Below are 14,028 nucleotides of genomic sequence, written 5' to 3'. Positions count from 1 at the left end.
ATCCGTCAGGTCGGCTGTATGAAGGCGCGCGGCGCCGGGATCTCAGCGGCGTGGGGGTAGGCGGCCGCCCGGTGCTGGAACGAGAGGATCTTCGGGTTCAGGACGACACCGTCCTGGATCTCGACGGCGTTCCTGATCGTGGCGTCGGCTTCCCATGACGCGGGGCCGGTCATGACCGTGCGCAGGTAGGGGAGGAGCGCCTCGCTGTTCTCCCACGTGGCGGAGTTCCACAGATGGGACGGGCTGTGATCCACCCCGTAGTAGTGGCAGCCGGGTCCGACCAGGTGCATCGGCTCTCCGAAGGTGGTCGGACGGGCCCATTCGAAGCCCATGCCCTCGTCGCAGGAGACGTCGATGAAGAAGGTCCCCGGCCGGAACGAGGCGAGTTCCTGCTCGGTGACGAACATCAGCGGTGCGTCGGTGTCCTGCCGGACGCAGTTGACGATGATGTCGAACCCGGCCAAGTACTCCGCGAGTGGCATGGGGCGGGGCTGGGTGAGTGCCTGCAAGTGGGAAGGGTTGCCCTCCTGCTCAGCGAAGTGTTCCATCACGACCGACGGCATCGGTGAGGCCACCGCCGCCGCCGCGCGCTGGGTGAGCACCGTGACATCGGAGACCCCCATCGCGCCCAGGCCGGTGACCGCTCCGCGCGCCGTGGCACCGAAGCTGATGACCACCGCGCGCAGGCGTCGTCCGTAGCTTCCGGTCAGCCCGCCGAGCTGCAGGGCGTGCAACACCGAGGAGTAGCCGGCGAGTTCGTTGTTCTTGTGGAACACGTGGACGCTGAAGGCGCCCGTGGATGTCCAGTGGTTCATGGCTTCCCAGGCGATGAGGGTCAGCCGTCGGTCGATGGCGATCTGCGTCATCTTCTCGTCCTGGACGCAGTGCGGCCATCCCCACAGCACTTGGCCCTCGCGCAGCCCGGCGACGTCCTCGTGCATCGGCTTGGGCAGCGTCACGATGTCGCACTCGGCGAGGATCTGCTCTCGGGAACGCAGGCCGGCGACTAGCGGTCGCAGCGCCTCGTCGCCGATGCCGAACCGTTCGCCGTAGCCCTCTTCGAGGAAGATTTTCTCGCGTACGTCCGACGCGATCCGGTCGAGGTGGCCGGGGTGCAACGGCAGTCGGAACTCGTTCTCCTTGTGGGAGGAGGCGAGCACTCCCAGATTCATCAGGCCCATGAAGTTCCTCGTCATTGAATTTTTGTCGTTCTTGTCGTCGCTGCCGCGTCCCGCGCGGACGGCGTCCTCGGGAAAGAGGAACGCAGCTACTGCGGGGCGCGGAACGGAATGCGGGCGACGGCGCGACAGTTCGAGCAGGAAAGCATGGGGCGGCTCATTTCCCGCCGGACACGACGTGCTCCGGCATTGCCGTTCCCCGAGGGCGACGCCGAAACGGATGACGGCGTGCGAGGTGCGCTCGGTACTGTAAATGTAACCCGCCGGGGCCCCGAAGCGTCCCGCACCCGTGCTCGCCACCGCCGGGAGCAGGCCCCCGCTGGGCTCAGGCCGTGGCCTCTGACGCCGGGAGCGGGTCGGTGGCCGTTTCGTTGTCGGGGCCGGTTTCCGCCTCGCGTACGGGAATGAACGCCGCGACCACCGCCGCCGCGAGGCCCACCCCGCAGCCCATGAGCATGGCGGCGCGGAAGCCGTTCTCCGACGGGAGGAAATGGCCGCCGAAGCCCGTCGTCATCTGGGCCAGGACCACGCCGATCACGGCCGCCGCCACGGAGCTGCCGATCGAGCGCATCAGGGTGTTGAAGCTGTTGGCCGACGCGGTGGCCGACCGGGGGACCGCGCCCATGATCAGGGCGGGCATGGCGCCGTACGCGAGGCCGACGCCCGTGTTGCAGATGAGCGTCACGACCAACAGGCCCCAGGTCGAGCCCATCAGGAGCAGGGAGGAGCCGTAGCCGACGGAGATGACCAGGGCTCCGACCGACAGCGTCACCTTCGGGCCGCGGGCGGCCGAGAGCTTGGCGCCGAGTGGTGCGAGGGCCATCATCATCAGGCCCGCCGGGGCCATCCACAGGCCCATGGCCATCATCGACTGGCCCAGGCCGTAGCCCGTGGCCTCGGGCAGTTGGAGGAGTTGAGGGACGACCAGAGACTGGGCGTACATCGCGAAACCGACGAGCACCGAGGCCGCGTTGGTCATCAGGACCTGCGGGCGGGCGGCGACGCGCAGATCGACGAGCGGCTCGCCGCTGCGCAGCTCCCACCGGCCCCAGGCCAGCAGGATGATGACCGCGGCGGCGAACAGGCCGAGCGTGGTGCCGCTCGTCCAGCCCCAGTCGGAGCCCTTGGACACGGCGAGCAGCAGACAGACGAGGCCGCTGCCCAGGCCGACCGCGCCCAGGACGTCGAAGCGGGCCGAGTCGGTGCCCACCCGCCCGGCGGGCACGAACAGCCAGGCCAGGACGGCGACCAGAAGGCTCAGGGCGGCGGCGACCCAGAACAGCACGCGCCAGCTGGCGTTCTCGGCGACCGCCGCGGAGAAGGGCAGGCCGAGCGCGCCGCCCACGCCCATGGACGCGCTCATCAGGGCGATGGAGGAGCCGAGCTTCTCCGGAGGCAGCACGTCACGCAGGAGGCTGACGCCCAGCGGCACGACACCCATGCCCAGGCCCTGCAGTCCCCGGCCGACGATCATCGGCACCACGGAGGAGGCCAGCGCGCAGACCACCGAACCCGCGACGAGCGGCACCACGGAGACGAGCAGCATGCGCCGCTTGCCGTACATGTCGCCGAGCCGGCCGGCCACGGGCGTCGCGACCGCCGCCGAGAGCAGGGTGGCCGTGACCACCCATGAGGCGTTCGACGGGCTGGTGCCGAGCATGCCGGGGAGGTCGCCGATCAGGGGCACTACCAGCGTCTGCATGATCGCGGCCACGATGCCCGCGAGAGCGAGTACCCCGACGACGCGCCCTGGGCGGACATCGGGCTTCGAGCTGACCACTGGCTTCTCCCTTGGTTCTTCCGGACGGCCCCGGACGACTTCCAGGCGGCTTCCGGACGAGCGCGTGACCTGGCGGCCATCGCGATATGCACTATACATAGAGCATGCATGATGCACATGCCGAGTACGATGACTCCATGGACACATCCGGTCGTCGCGTCGACAAGCCCGCTGGAAGCAAGGACAAGCCCGTGGGGCAGGTCGAGTTCGAGACGATGCTGCTAGGGCGTCACTCGCACCTGTTCAACCCCCGCACGCGCTCATCCGGCGGGCGCCTCGACCGCAGCGCGTACATCCTGCTCAGCCGCATCCAGATGGACGGCCCGATGTCCATCGGCCAACTCACCGACGCCTTCGGCCTGGACGCCTCCACCCTCAACCGGCAGACCGCGGCCATGCTGCGCGCCGGACTCGTCGAGCGCATCCCCGACCCCGACGGCGGCATGGCCCGCAAGTTCCGCATCTCCGCCGAGGGGGCGCGGCAACTCGACGCCGACCGCTCCGAGTACACCCAGGGTCTGGAGAAGGTCCTGGACAGCTGGTCGCCACAGGACGTGGCGACGTTCGCCGGCTTCCTCCAGCGCTTCAACAGCGACATCGAGCGACTGGAGGGGCATCCGTGGCCGCGACCCTGAACCCCCTTCGGGTCAGGACTTCTTCAGTCCGTCCATCGCCGCGCGCGTGTCGGACTTGAGCATCTCCTCGACCTCCGACGCCGTCGGCGGCTCGGACTTGTCGTCCGTGGCGGCGTACGAGCTCCAGTGCATCTGGAACGTGAACCAGCCCTCGCGCACGGCAAGGGTCATGCCGTTGAGGTCGTCGTCGTCCGTGCCGCTCGTCTCGGTCACCAGGAACGCCTCGTCCCCGATGCCGCTCACGGCCTTGGTCTTGTAGCTGTACGTCTTCTGCGACTGGTCCTCGTACGTCTTCTGCTCCGAGGCGAAGTCGCCCGCCGGGTCGGTCGTCTTGTGCCACCGGGCGGTGGAGTAGACGAAGATGCTCGAGTAGGAGTCGGCGCCCGCTTCCGGGTCCTTGAGCTTGCGGCTGCAGTAGCTCTGGTCGAACGCCTTCTGCCGGGAGGTGTAGTCGGTGATCGCCGTGGAGTCCGAGTCGATCTCGTACTTCTTCTTGAAGGCGTCCAGCGGGGAGACGTCGCAGAGGCTCTTCGTGTACTGGTAACCGGCGAGGTCCGCCTTGGCGTCGTCGCCGCCACCGCTGTCGGAGCCGAGGTTGCCGGTGGCGAAGAGTGCCCCCGCCCACAGGGCCGACGCGACCACGACGCCGCCGACTCCCCACACCCAGCCCGGCGTGGGCTTGCGAGGGCCGGCCGGGGGTCCTGGCGGGGCGGGCGGCTGGCCATAGGGGCCCGGCTGCTGTCCGTACGGGCCCGGCGGCTGGCCGTACGGCTGAGGAGACACCGCGCCCGGTGGCTGCTGATAGGGGTTCGGGGTCTGCTGGTACGGATTGGGTTGGCCAGGTTGGTTGGGTTGGTTCGGCTGGGGGTTCGGTATCGACATAGGCGGCAATGTACCGGGGGCGCGGGGCAGTAAGACCTGGCCCGGCCCTGGTCGGCCCAGGGGTGACCGGCTCAAGTAAGGTCACCCTTAGCTACGTGTTCGCAGTGAACCCCTGGAGGCTCGCCCATGCCGCTCACCGCTCCGCCCGACGGGACGACCCGTCGGCCACCCCGCGTCCCGCGGCCGCGGCCGGTCGAGCGCGCGGACAGTGCGTGGGTGGTCCGGGCCGTGGAGCGGGGCGACTTCTGGGGCGATGTGCGGAAGGCGGGTGGGGCGCCCGTCGTCGAGCCCGACCCGCAGGGCGATGACGAGCACCGGGTGGTCACCTTCCTGTGGCGGGGCACGGACGCGACCCGCGCCGTCCTCGTCATGCCGAACAAGATCGTCGACCCGCGTGACCTGCCACGCAATCTGATGGAACGAGTGCCGGGTACGGACATCTGGCACTGGTCGGTCCGCATGCGCGCGGACTGGCGTGCGACCTACAGCCTGTGCGTGGATGAGGGGGAAGGGCCGGGGACGGACGGCGCGTACTGGCCCTGGCTACGACAGCAGCAGCGCACCGATCCGCTCAACTCGCGTACCCTCGCCCGGCGTTGGGGCGGTGACCCGGTCTCGTACGTCGAGCTGCCGCAGGCGCCGGCCGGCCACGACTGGCAGCGCAGGGACGGCGTCGCGCGAGGCGCCGTCAGCACGCACACCGTCCGCAGCGAACTGCTCGGCAACGAGCGGCAGGTGCATGTGTACGAGCCGCCGGGCGGCGGGCGTGACCTGCCCGTCCTGGTGCTGATGGACGGCGAGATGTGGCAGCCGGGCCTGGATGTCGCGGCGCTCCTCGACAACCTCATCGCCGACGGCCGCATCCCGCCCCTGGTCGCCCTGCTTCCCGAGTCCCTGAGCGCCGACCAGCGCTGGGCCGAACTCGCCTGCAACGAACGGTTCGTCGGATTCCTGGAGACCGAGCTGCTGCCCTGGGCGGGCGAGCGGATCTCCCTGACCGGCGACCCCGCGCGGACCGTCGTCGCGGGCCAGAGCCTCGGTGGCCTCACCGCCGCGTACGCCGCCCTGGTCGCACCGGGGCGGTTCGGCCGCGTCCTCGCGCAGTCGGGGTCCTTCTGGTGGCCCGACGGGCCGGACCTCGAACGCTCCGAGTGGCTGACCGGGCGCATCGCCGCGAGCGAGAAGCTGCCCGTGCGATTCTGGCTTTCGGCCGGTGAGCAGGAGTGGGTCGCGCTGCCCGCCATGCGCAGGCTGCGCGCCACCCTGCGGGACAAGGGGTACGACGACGCCGTGTACCGCGAGTTCAACGGCGGGCACGACTACCTGTGCTGGCGCACCGAACTCGCGGACGGACTCGTCGGGCTGCTCGGCGCGGAGTCCGCCGTGGAGACCGCCGCCGCGTAGCCCTCGGGGACGGCCACGTCCCGCACCGTCCACCCCCGGACACCGAGGGGCGCGGGCCCCGTCCCCACCAGCAGCGACGCCATCCCGTCACCGGCAAGGCCCTCGCCCGTCCCCTTGAGGCACGCCTCCTTGCGGGTCCAGCAGCGGGCGAAGGCCAACGGGCGCTCGGAGGGAGGGAGTTCGGCCAGCTCGGCCTGCTCCTGGGGGTGCAGGGACGCCGCCACGTCGGCCAGCACGCCCGTGGACGGCAGCTTCTCGACATCGGCGCCGACCGGCCGGTCAGCGAAGGCGAGCAGGGCCAGGCCGTCGGTGTGCGACAGCGAGAAGTGCGGGCCCAGCCCTCCGGCGACGGCGGGGCGGCCGTGCGGGTCGCCGCACAGCGGGCACGGCAGCCGCACAAGATCCACCGCCGCCGGATCGACGCGGAGGTACGCGCCGAGCCGCCGACGCAGCGCCGAGTGCGCCGCCGCGTACAGCTCCTGGTCCGCCGGGCGCCGCAACGCCGCAGCCCGGCGCCGCTCATCGGCGTCGAGGAGCGACACGTCGAGCGGGGCCGGGCGGACGAGCTGGATCTCCGTCACGCGGGCGGATCCTGGAGGCGGGCCACACAACGGCCGTACGTCTCGGGGCCGTACACCGGGGTCCAGCCGGCGGGCGCGCCGCGGAAGACCGGCCACAGGGAGTACTCGCCGAGCGCGTTCTCCAGGATCAGGTGAGTCGGCTCGGTGTCGGTGTCGGCCGGGTCGAACGGGCCGGGTGTGGTCGTCATGCGTGGTCCAGCTCCTTGAGGCGGGCGGCGAGGACGGCGCAGACCTCGTCCAGGCGGCGCGGCTGGGTCAGCTCCGGGTGCAGGCAGTCCACGTCGTGGTTGCTGATCGAGCCGCCGACGTACGGTGCCCAGGCCTCCCTCGTCAGCCAGTCCTCGGCGCGCGGCGCGGCTGCCGTGAAGAACAGGGCGTCACCGTCGAAGGCACGGTGCTCGTGCTCGCGCATCAGGCGGGCGTTGTTGACCACGATGTCGAGGACCGCCGAAAGCGTCCGGTCGGGCAGTCCCGCCAGGGCGCTGCCCTCGCGCTGCAGCGTGGCAAGCACGTCCTCTCGGGTCAGCTCGTCCGTCAGGTCGTAACCCGCCATCCGCAGAAGCGCCTTCAGGGCGTCCGCCTCCGCCGGGACCGCCGAGTCGCGCCACTGGTCGGACGGGTAGGCGTCGAGGAGCGCGAGCAACTCGACCTGCTCGCCCGCCTCCTGGAGCAGTACGGCGACCGTGTGGGCGAGGACACCGCCCACCGACCAGCCGAGCAGCCGGTAGGGGCCGTGCGGCCGCACGGCGCGCAGCGCGTCGACGTACTCGGCCGCCATCTCCTCCATGGTGTCGGGGAGTTCACCATCGCCGTGCAGACCGCGCGCCTGGAAGCCGTACACCGGCTGGCCCGGGTCGAGCCGCGAGAGCAGCCCCGAGTAGCACCAGCTCATGCCGCCCGCCGGGTGAAACGCGAACAGCGGGGTGCGGTCGCCGCCCGCGCGCAGCGGAAGCAGCACGTCCAGGGCGTGGTCGGCCTCGGTGTGGTCCGCGTCCAGGTGGACGGCGAGCGCCGCCGGGGTCTGCGCCTGGAAGAGCGTGCCGATGGTGAGCTCGGCGCCCAGCGTGTCGCGGACCCTGGCGACCAGGCGGGCCGCCAGGAGCGAGGTGCCGCCGAGGTCGAAGAAGGCGTCGTCCACGCCGAGTTGGGGCACACCGAGGATCTCGGCGAAGAGCCGCGTGAGAGTCTCCTCGCGGTGGCCGCTGGGCACCCGGCCTCCGTCCCCCGACCCCTCGAAGGCGGGGGCGGGCAGGGCGCGCCGGTCCAGCTTGCCGTTCGGGCTGAGCGGGAAGTCGTCCAGGACGAGGATCGCGCCCGGCACCATGTAGTCGGGCAGCGTGCGGGTGAGCCGGGCGCGCAGCTCCTCGGGGTCGGCGACGCCTCCGGTGTCCGAGGGCGTCACGTACCCGACGAGCCGCTGGTCGCCCGGACGGTCCTCACGGACCAGAACACTGGCCGCGCCCACCGCCGGATCGGACGCCAACTCGGCCTCGATCTCGCCCAGTTCGATGCGTAGGCCGCGCAGCTTCACCTGGTGGTCGGTGCGGCCCAGGTACTCGATCTCGCCGTGCTCGGTCCAGCGCGCCAGGTCGCCCGTGCGGTACATGCGGGTTCCGGGCGGGCCGTAGGGGTCGGCGACGAAACGGGACGCGGTCAGTTCCGGCCGCCCCAGGTACTCAGCTGCCAGCTGGGTCCCCGCCAGGTACAACTCGCCCTGGATGCCGGGCGGGCACGGCTGGAGCGCCGCGTCCAGGACGTACAGACGCGTGTTCCAGACGGGCTTTCCGATCGGCACCGGGCCCGTCGCGTCGGTGGCGCACGGGTGGTAGGTGACATCGACGGCGGCCTCGGTCGGACCGTACAGATTGTGCAGCGGTACGCCGTCGAGCACCCGCCCGAACTCCCGCACCGTCTCGCGCGGCAATGCCTCGCCGCTGCAGAAGACGTGCCGCAGGCACGCGCAGTCCGCCGCGGCCGGTTCGGAGAGGAACACCTGGAGCATCGACGGCACGAAGTGGCAGACGGTGACGTCCTGTTCGCGGATGACGCCCGTGAGGTACGCCGGGTCCTTGTGACCGCCCGGCTCGGCGACGACGAGCGTGGCGCCCACCCGCAGCGCCCAGAAGAACTCCCACACCGACACGTCGAACCCGGACGGTGTCTTCTGCAACACCCGGTCACCGGGGGCGAGTTCGTACTGAGCCTGCATCCAGCGCAACCGGTTGTCGATCGCCGAGTGCGGCACGACGACGCCCTTGGGTCGGCCGGTGGACCCGGACGTGTAGATGACGTAGGCGGGGTGGTGCGGGGTGAGCGCGCGTGGCGGGTCGTACGTGCCGTACGGCGTCGTGTCCAGGCGGTCAAGGGCTACGAGCGGAACGCCCGACGCGGGCACCCGGTCGGCGCGGTCCGCGATCACGCAGGCGGGGCCCGCGTCCTCCAGCATGTAGGCGAGGCGGTCCGCCGGATAGTCCGGGTCCAGCGGGAGGTAGGCGCCGCCCGCCTTGAGCACGGCGAGGAGCGTGATCACCAGGTCCAGGGAGCGGGGCACGGCGACCGCGGCGAGCGCGCCGGGACGTACGCCGACCTCGATGAGGTGGTGGGCGAGCCGGTTGGCGCGGGCGTTCAGCTCGGCGTAGGTCAGCTCCTGGTCGCCGAAGACCAGGGCGGTGGCGTCCGGGGTGCGGACCGCCTGGCCCTCGATCGGGCCGATCAGCGTGGTGGGCGGCACCGGGTGGGCGGTGGCGTTGAACTCGTCGACCACCAGGGAGAGTTCGACGCGGCGGGCGATCGTGTGCTCGGCGAGCGGCGTGTGTGGCCCCGCGTCGGCGATGCGTTCCAGGAGCTCCATGAACCGCGCCTGGTGGACGCCGAGTTCGTCTGCCTCGTACAGGGCGGGGTTGCCGTCGTAGTCGATGCGCAGGCCGCTGCCGTCGGCGCGGTCGTAGACGTTGACCGTGAGGTCCTCGACCGGTCCCGCCGACAGGTTGTGGGCGTCCGTGCGGGCGCCCGCGAAGGTCAGGCCGTAGTCGAACGGCATGACGTTGACCAGCGGCCCGACCAGGGACCTGCCGTCGCCGAGCAGGCCAAGGTCGCGGCGGATGTCCTCGTAGCGGTAGCGCTGGTGGCGGCGGGCGGCGCGGATGCCGAGCACCACCTGCCGGGTCAGTTCGGCGAAGGTGGCCTGCGGGGTCACGGTGAGCCGCAGCGGCAGCACGTTCATCACCATGCCGGGCACGCGAAGGGCGACCGAACCCATGCGGCCCATCATGGGCAGGCCGAGCACCACCTCGGCGGAGCCGGTGGCACGGGAGACGTACAGCGCCTGCGCGGCGACGAGCACCTCCGGCCAGGTCGCCCGCATCGAGGACGCCGAATCCCGCAGCCGCGATGTCGCCTCGGGGGAGAGGCGGGCGCTGCGGCGGTGGAAGGTGCGCGACGGCAGCGCGGTGCGCCCGGCCAGGTTGGGGGCGTCGGGGCGGTCGGCGAAGGCGCCGTCCCAGTACCGGCGGTCGGTCTCGAACGTCTCCGACGCGCGGTACGCGGTGTCCTCGGCGACCAGGTCCGCGAGGCGCCCGAAGGGGCTCTCACCCGGCGTCTCACCCGCGGCGAGCGCGGTGTAGACCTCGGCGGTGCGGCGGGCGAGCAGCGAGTAGCCGAAGCCGTCCATCACGATGTGGTGCACCCGCTGGTACCACAGCCAGCGCTCGTCGCCGACGCGGAACAGCGCGTGCGCGAACAGCGGCCCGGCCGCCAGGTCGAACGGCGTGGCCAGGTCCTCGCGCATCCACGCCTGCGCCTCGGCGTCCGGGTCGGACGCGGCGCGCAGATCACGCACCATCAGCGGCAGCGTCGGTTCGACGACCTCCAACTGGCGCGGCCCGTCTGCCCCTTCGATGATCCTCACGCGCAACGCGTCGGCCTCGGACACCACCTGACGCAGCGTCCGCGCGAAGACGGACGGGTCGATGGGACCGTGAATCTCCAGGCACTCGGCCGTGTTCTGGGCCGGGCTCCCGGGGTCGAGCGCCTGCGCGAACCACATGCCCGACTGGGCAGCGGTGAGCCTCATGTGGAGGCTCCCAGAATCGGCGCCCAGGCCTCGATGGCGGGCTGCTCGGCCAGGTCCACGAAGGTGGCGGTGATGTCGTGCTCACGGCGCCAGCGCTCGATGAGCGACATGATGCGCACCGAGTCGAGGCCGTAGTCGACGAGGTTCTCGTCGACGGGGATGTCGGCCGGGTCCTCGCCGAGGACATCGGCGACGTCGGCCCGTATGAGTTCCACGCTGAGCGCCATGTCAGATTCCCTTCAGAACCGCGTCGGTGGTGGTGACGACCGCGCAGCGTCCTGCCGCGTAGCGCAGCGCCATGTCGTGGTCCTCGCGGGAGAAGTCGGCCACGGCGTCCGCGACGACGAACGCCTGCACGTCACGCATCCACGCGTCGGCGGCGGTCATCAGGACGCCGATGTGCGCGTACACGCCGACGATGACGATCTGGTCCCGGCCCGCCTCGCGCATGCGCTCCTCGAGGTCGGTACGGACGTACGCGCTGTACTTCCACTTCGTGAGCACGGTGTCGCCGGGCTCCGGCGCGACCGGGCCCGCGATCGCCTTCGCGTGCTCGTCGTCGGGCAGTCCGGGGCCCCAGAAGTCCTGCTGCAGGCCGCGCTCGGCCGGCGTCTGGCCGCCCGGCTGCGCGGAGTACAGGACGGGGATGCCGGACGCGCGCGCCGCCTTCGCCAACTCGCCGACGTTGGCGAGGAGTTCCGTGGTCGGAGAGGTGTCGGGCGTGTAGGCGGTCAGGAAGTGGTTCTGCAGGTCATGGACGAGCAGCACCGCCCGCTGCGGGTCGATGGTCCACTCGACCCGGTTGTCGGGCAGCTCTTCGGGCGAGGGCATCGGGTACGGCGTGACGGCGGGGAGCGCCATGGTGGGGGCCTTTCGGGAAACTCAAGGAAAGCTGGGTGGATCGGAGTGCTGCCGGGCAGGGGTCAGCTGCCCGGAGCTGAGGGCGGGGGTCAGCCGCCCGGGGCCGCGGCGGTCGTCCGCTGGTCCTTCTTGCTGATCTTGCCGATGCCGGTCTGCGGGAAGGCGGTCACGAACTCGACCCGGTCGGGGACCTTGTACGCGGCCAGACCACGCTCCCGTACGAACTTCTTGATGACGACGGGCTTCAGCGGCTCGGCCTCCGCGCGCAGGATCACGTACGCGAGGGTCCGCTCGCCGAGGTACTCGTCGGGGACGGCGACGACCGACACGTCATGGACGTGGGGGTGGGCGAGGATGATGTTCTCGACCTCCTCCGGTGCGATCTTCTCGCCGCCGCGGTTGATCTGGTCCTTCGCCCGGCCCTCCACCACCAGATGACCGGTGGGGGTGCGGCTCACGATGTCGCCGGTGCGGTAGAAGCCGTCGGCGGTGAACGAGCGGGCGTTGTGCTCGGGCGCGCGCCAGTAGCCGCGGATGGTGTACGGGCCGCGGGTCAGCAGGTGGCCCGCATCGCCGTCCGGTACGTCCTGGTCGAGGTCGTCGACGATGCGGATCTCGTCGTCCGGGGAGATCGGACGGCCCTGCGTGGTGACGATCGTCTCCGCCGGGTCGTCCAGACGCGTGTAGTTGACCAGGCCCTCGGCCATCCCGAAGACCTGCTGAAGGGTGCAGCCGAGCGCCGGGGCGACCCGGCGCGCGGCCGACTCGCTGAACTTCGCGCCACCCACGAGGAGTACGTCGAGGCTGGAGATGTCGTACGGCGTGGAGCGCCCCGCGTCCGTCCACACCAGGGCGAGCGGCGGGACGAGACCGGTGATCGTCACCCGTTCCCGCTCGATGAGGGGGAACGCGGTGTCCGGGTCGGGCTGCGGGCACATCACGACACGGCCACCCGCGTAGAGCAGGCCGAGCGAACCGGGCGACGAGAGAGGGAAGTTGTGGGCCGCGGGCAGTGCCACGAGGTAGACGGAGTCCTCCGTCACACCACAGAGTTCGTTCGAGCCCCACAGCGAGTACATGTAGTCGTCGTGGGTGCGGGGGATCAGTTTGGGTACGCCGGTGCTGCCGCCCGACAGCTGGAGGAACGCGAGGTCGGACGGGGCGGGCCCGTCGATCTCGATCGGCTCGCGCGGTACGTCGGCGAGCGCGGTGTGCTCGCCGGGGTCGCCCACCACGAACACCTCGCGCAGCGTGGGCACTTCGGCGCGGATCTTCGATGCGAGGTCACGGTGGTCGAAGCCGCCGAGCCGGTCCGGGATGACGTAGGCGACGGCCTCGGTGAACTCGCAGAAGTAGTGGATCTCCGTCTCGCGGTGCGCGGGAAGCGCGAAGACCGGCAGGGCGCCGATCCGGAAGAGCGCGAAGATCACCTCGAAGAACTCGGCGATGTTCGGCAGCTGGACGACGACCCGGTCACCCTTGGCGATGCCGCGAGCGGCGAACCCGGCGGCCAACTGATCGGCGCGTACGTCGAGTTCGCCGTACGTCCAGTTCCGGTCCCCGTCGGTGACCGCGACCCGCGCCGGGTGCGCGTCGGCGCGCTCGCGGAGCATGCCGCCGAACGTCTCGCCGCGCCAGTACCCGGCCGCGCGGTACCGCTCGGCGAACACCTCAGGGATGCGCGGCGCGTCTCTGCGGCTGTCTTCTCTGTGATTGTCCGCCGTCGTCATCGGTCGACCCCCACCGCATCCAGGAACGTACGGAACTTGGCGCCCGTCTCGGCCCGTTCGGCCTCCGGCGAGGAGTCGGCCACGACGCCCGCGCCCGCGAAGAGCCGCAGCTGTCCGCCGCCGCTCCGCGTCTCCTCGGCCTCGGCGCAGCGGATCGTGACGACCCACTCGCCGTCGCCGCGCGCGTCGCTCCATCCCACCATGCCGGTGTAGTGGCCGCGGTCGAAGGGCTCAAGCTCGCCGATCACGTCACGGGCGTGCCCGGTAGGGGTACCGCAGACAGCCGGAGTCGGGTGCAGGGCGGTGGCCAACTCCAGGGCGGAGGTGGCCGGTTCGGCAAGCTCGCCGGTGACGGTCGTCGACAGGTGCCACATGGTGGCGGTGCGGACCAGGGTGGGCCGTTCCGGCACGTCGAGCTCGGTGCAGAACGGGGCGAGGGCCTTGTGCACGGCGTCCACGACGACGGCGTGCTCGTGCAGGTCCTTCGCCGATTCGAGCAGCGCGGCGGCCCGGCGCACGTCCTCGGCGAGGTCCGCCGAGCGGGGCGTCGAACCGGCCAGGGGGTTGGCGGTCAGGCGGTTGCCGTGCCGGGAGACGAGCAGCTCCGGGCTTGCGCCGAGGAGGGTGCGGCCCGCGCCCGTGGGCACGGCGAACGAGTAGCCGCGCGGGTCGCGGCGGGCCAGGCGCTGGAGCATGGCGGGCAGGTCGAGCGGGCTGTCCGTGGACAGCTCCAGGGTGCGGGCGAGGACGACCTTGTCGAACTCACCGCTCCTCATGCGCGCCACGGCGGCCTCGACCGAAGCGGCGTACTCCGCACCCGAGGGAGCCTCGCGCACTTTCCAGCCGCCGGCCGTGGCGGGCGGCTCGGTGGGCAGCGCGACGAGCGGGTCGGTGCGCAGCGCGGG

The 14,028-nt window shown here is 71.4% G+C and carries 12 protein-coding genes; 2 read left to right on the top strand and 10 right to left on the bottom strand.

From position 1 onward, the window contains the following. Positions 1-5: 5 nt before the first annotated feature. Together ABD378_RS35385 and ABD378_RS35380 are read right to left on the bottom strand one after the other, a co-directional pair. Positions 6-1,181, bottom strand: coding sequence for a N(5)-(carboxyethyl)ornithine synthase (locus ABD378_RS35385; protein ID WP_344528007.1), 1,176 nt, complete (start codon positions 1,179-1,181; stop codon positions 6-8). 322 nt (positions 1,182-1,503) lie between these two features. Continuing rightward, entirely contained in the window at positions 1,504-2,958 is a 1,455-nt protein-coding gene (locus tag ABD378_RS35380; protein ID WP_344527927.1) for an MFS transporter, read from the bottom strand. A 137-nt stretch (positions 2,959-3,095) separates the two neighbouring features. Between ABD378_RS35380 and ABD378_RS35375 the strand changes: the two genes are divergently transcribed. Beyond that, positions 3,096-3,593 (top strand): MarR family winged helix-turn-helix transcriptional regulator, encoded by a 498-nt coding sequence (locus ABD378_RS35375; RefSeq protein WP_344527925.1) that lies wholly within the window; start codon positions 3,096-3,098, stop codon positions 3,591-3,593. Positions 3,594-3,605: 12 nt separating this feature from the next. On the opposite strand, the gene ABD378_RS35370 is transcribed toward ABD378_RS35375, so the two are convergent. Next, positions 3,606-4,475 carry a hypothetical protein gene (locus ABD378_RS35370; RefSeq protein ID WP_344527923.1) on the bottom strand — a complete coding sequence of 290 codons (870 nt, stop codon included), beginning with the start codon at positions 4,473-4,475 and terminating at the stop codon, positions 3,606-3,608. A 126-nt stretch (positions 4,476-4,601) separates the two neighbouring features. On the opposite strand from ABD378_RS35370, the gene fes reads away from it, so the two are divergent. Next, positions 4,602-5,879, top strand: coding sequence for an enterochelin esterase (fes, locus tag ABD378_RS35365; protein ID WP_344527921.1), 1,278 nt, complete (start codon positions 4,602-4,604; stop codon positions 5,877-5,879). Here the strand turns inward: fes and ABD378_RS35360 are convergent. From ABD378_RS35360 to ABD378_RS35330, 7 genes are all read right to left on the bottom strand, one after another. Then, the gene (locus ABD378_RS35360) at positions 5,795-6,460 is read right to left on the bottom strand and encodes a 4'-phosphopantetheinyl transferase family protein (protein WP_344527919.1); all 666 of its coding nucleotides are present in this window, start codon (positions 6,458-6,460) and stop codon (positions 5,795-5,797) included. The two genes, fes and ABD378_RS35360, sit on opposite strands and share 85 nt — an antisense overlap. Continuing rightward, positions 6,457-6,648, bottom strand: coding sequence for an MbtH family NRPS accessory protein (locus ABD378_RS35355; protein WP_344527917.1), 192 nt, complete (start codon positions 6,646-6,648; stop codon positions 6,457-6,459). The genes ABD378_RS35360 and ABD378_RS35355 overlap by 4 nt, the downstream gene beginning before the upstream one ends. Then, the gene (locus ABD378_RS35350; RefSeq protein WP_344527915.1) at positions 6,645-10,532 is read right to left on the bottom strand and encodes an amino acid adenylation domain-containing protein; all 3,888 of its coding nucleotides are present in this window, start codon (positions 10,530-10,532) and stop codon (positions 6,645-6,647) included. Before ABD378_RS35350 ends, ABD378_RS35355 begins: the two co-directional genes overlap by 4 nt. After that, the gene (locus ABD378_RS35345; RefSeq protein WP_344527913.1) at positions 10,529-10,759 is read right to left on the bottom strand and encodes a phosphopantetheine-binding protein; all 231 of its coding nucleotides are present in this window, start codon (positions 10,757-10,759) and stop codon (positions 10,529-10,531) included. Before ABD378_RS35345 ends, ABD378_RS35350 begins: the two co-directional genes overlap by 4 nt. A 1-nt stretch (position 10,760) precedes the next feature. Then, complete coding sequence (locus ABD378_RS35340; protein WP_344527911.1) at positions 10,761-11,393, bottom strand: isochorismatase family protein; 633 nt, start codon at positions 11,391-11,393, stop codon at positions 10,761-10,763. A gap of 89 nt (positions 11,394-11,482) precedes the next feature. Beyond that, positions 11,483-13,123 carry a (2,3-dihydroxybenzoyl)adenylate synthase gene (locus ABD378_RS35335; RefSeq protein WP_344527909.1) on the bottom strand — a complete coding sequence of 547 codons (1,641 nt, stop codon included), beginning with the start codon at positions 13,121-13,123 and terminating at the stop codon, positions 11,483-11,485. Next, positions 13,120-14,028: isochorismate synthase (locus ABD378_RS35330; protein WP_344527907.1), on the bottom strand; the 909-nt coding region annotated here is incomplete at its 5' end. The genes ABD378_RS35330 and ABD378_RS35335, both read right to left, overlap by 4 nt.

The sequence above is a fragment of the Streptomyces rectiviolaceus genome, from assembly GCF_039533825.1.
Taxonomy (GTDB): Bacteria; Actinomycetota; Actinomycetes; order Streptomycetales; family Streptomycetaceae; genus Streptomyces; species Streptomyces rectiviolaceus.
Note: the sequence above shows the minus strand (reverse complement) of the source record. Positions and strands in the feature narration are given on the sequence as shown.

Bases quoted from the DNA above. Each gene is read 5' to 3' on its own strand.
- ABD378_RS35385 (WP_344528007.1), bottom strand. From the start codon at position 1,181: ATGGGCCTGATGAATCTGGGAGTGCTCGCCTCCTCCCACAAGGAGAAC.
- ABD378_RS35375 (WP_344527925.1), top strand. From the start codon at position 3,096: ATGGACACATCCGGTCGTCGCGTCGACAAGCCCGCTGGAAGCAAGGAC.
- ABD378_RS35370 (WP_344527923.1), bottom strand. From the start codon at position 4,475: ATGTCGATACCGAACCCCCAGCCGAACCAACCCAACCAACCTGGCCAA.
- fes (WP_344527921.1), top strand. From the start codon at position 4,602: ATGCCGCTCACCGCTCCGCCCGACGGGACGACCCGTCGGCCACCCCGC.
- ABD378_RS35355 (WP_344527917.1), bottom strand. From the start codon at position 6,648: ATGACGACCACACCCGGCCCGTTCGACCCGGCCGACACCGACACCGAG.
- ABD378_RS35350 (WP_344527915.1), bottom strand. From the start codon at position 10,532: ATGAGGCTCACCGCTGCCCAGTCGGGCATGTGGTTCGCGCAGGCGCTC.
- ABD378_RS35345 (WP_344527913.1), bottom strand. From the start codon at position 10,759: ATGGCGCTCAGCGTGGAACTCATACGGGCCGACGTCGCCGATGTCCTC.
- ABD378_RS35340 (WP_344527911.1), bottom strand. From the start codon at position 11,393: ATGGCGCTCCCCGCCGTCACGCCGTACCCGATGCCCTCGCCCGAAGAG.
- ABD378_RS35335 (WP_344527909.1), bottom strand. From the start codon at position 13,123: ATGACGACGGCGGACAATCACAGAGAAGACAGCCGCAGAGACGCGCCG.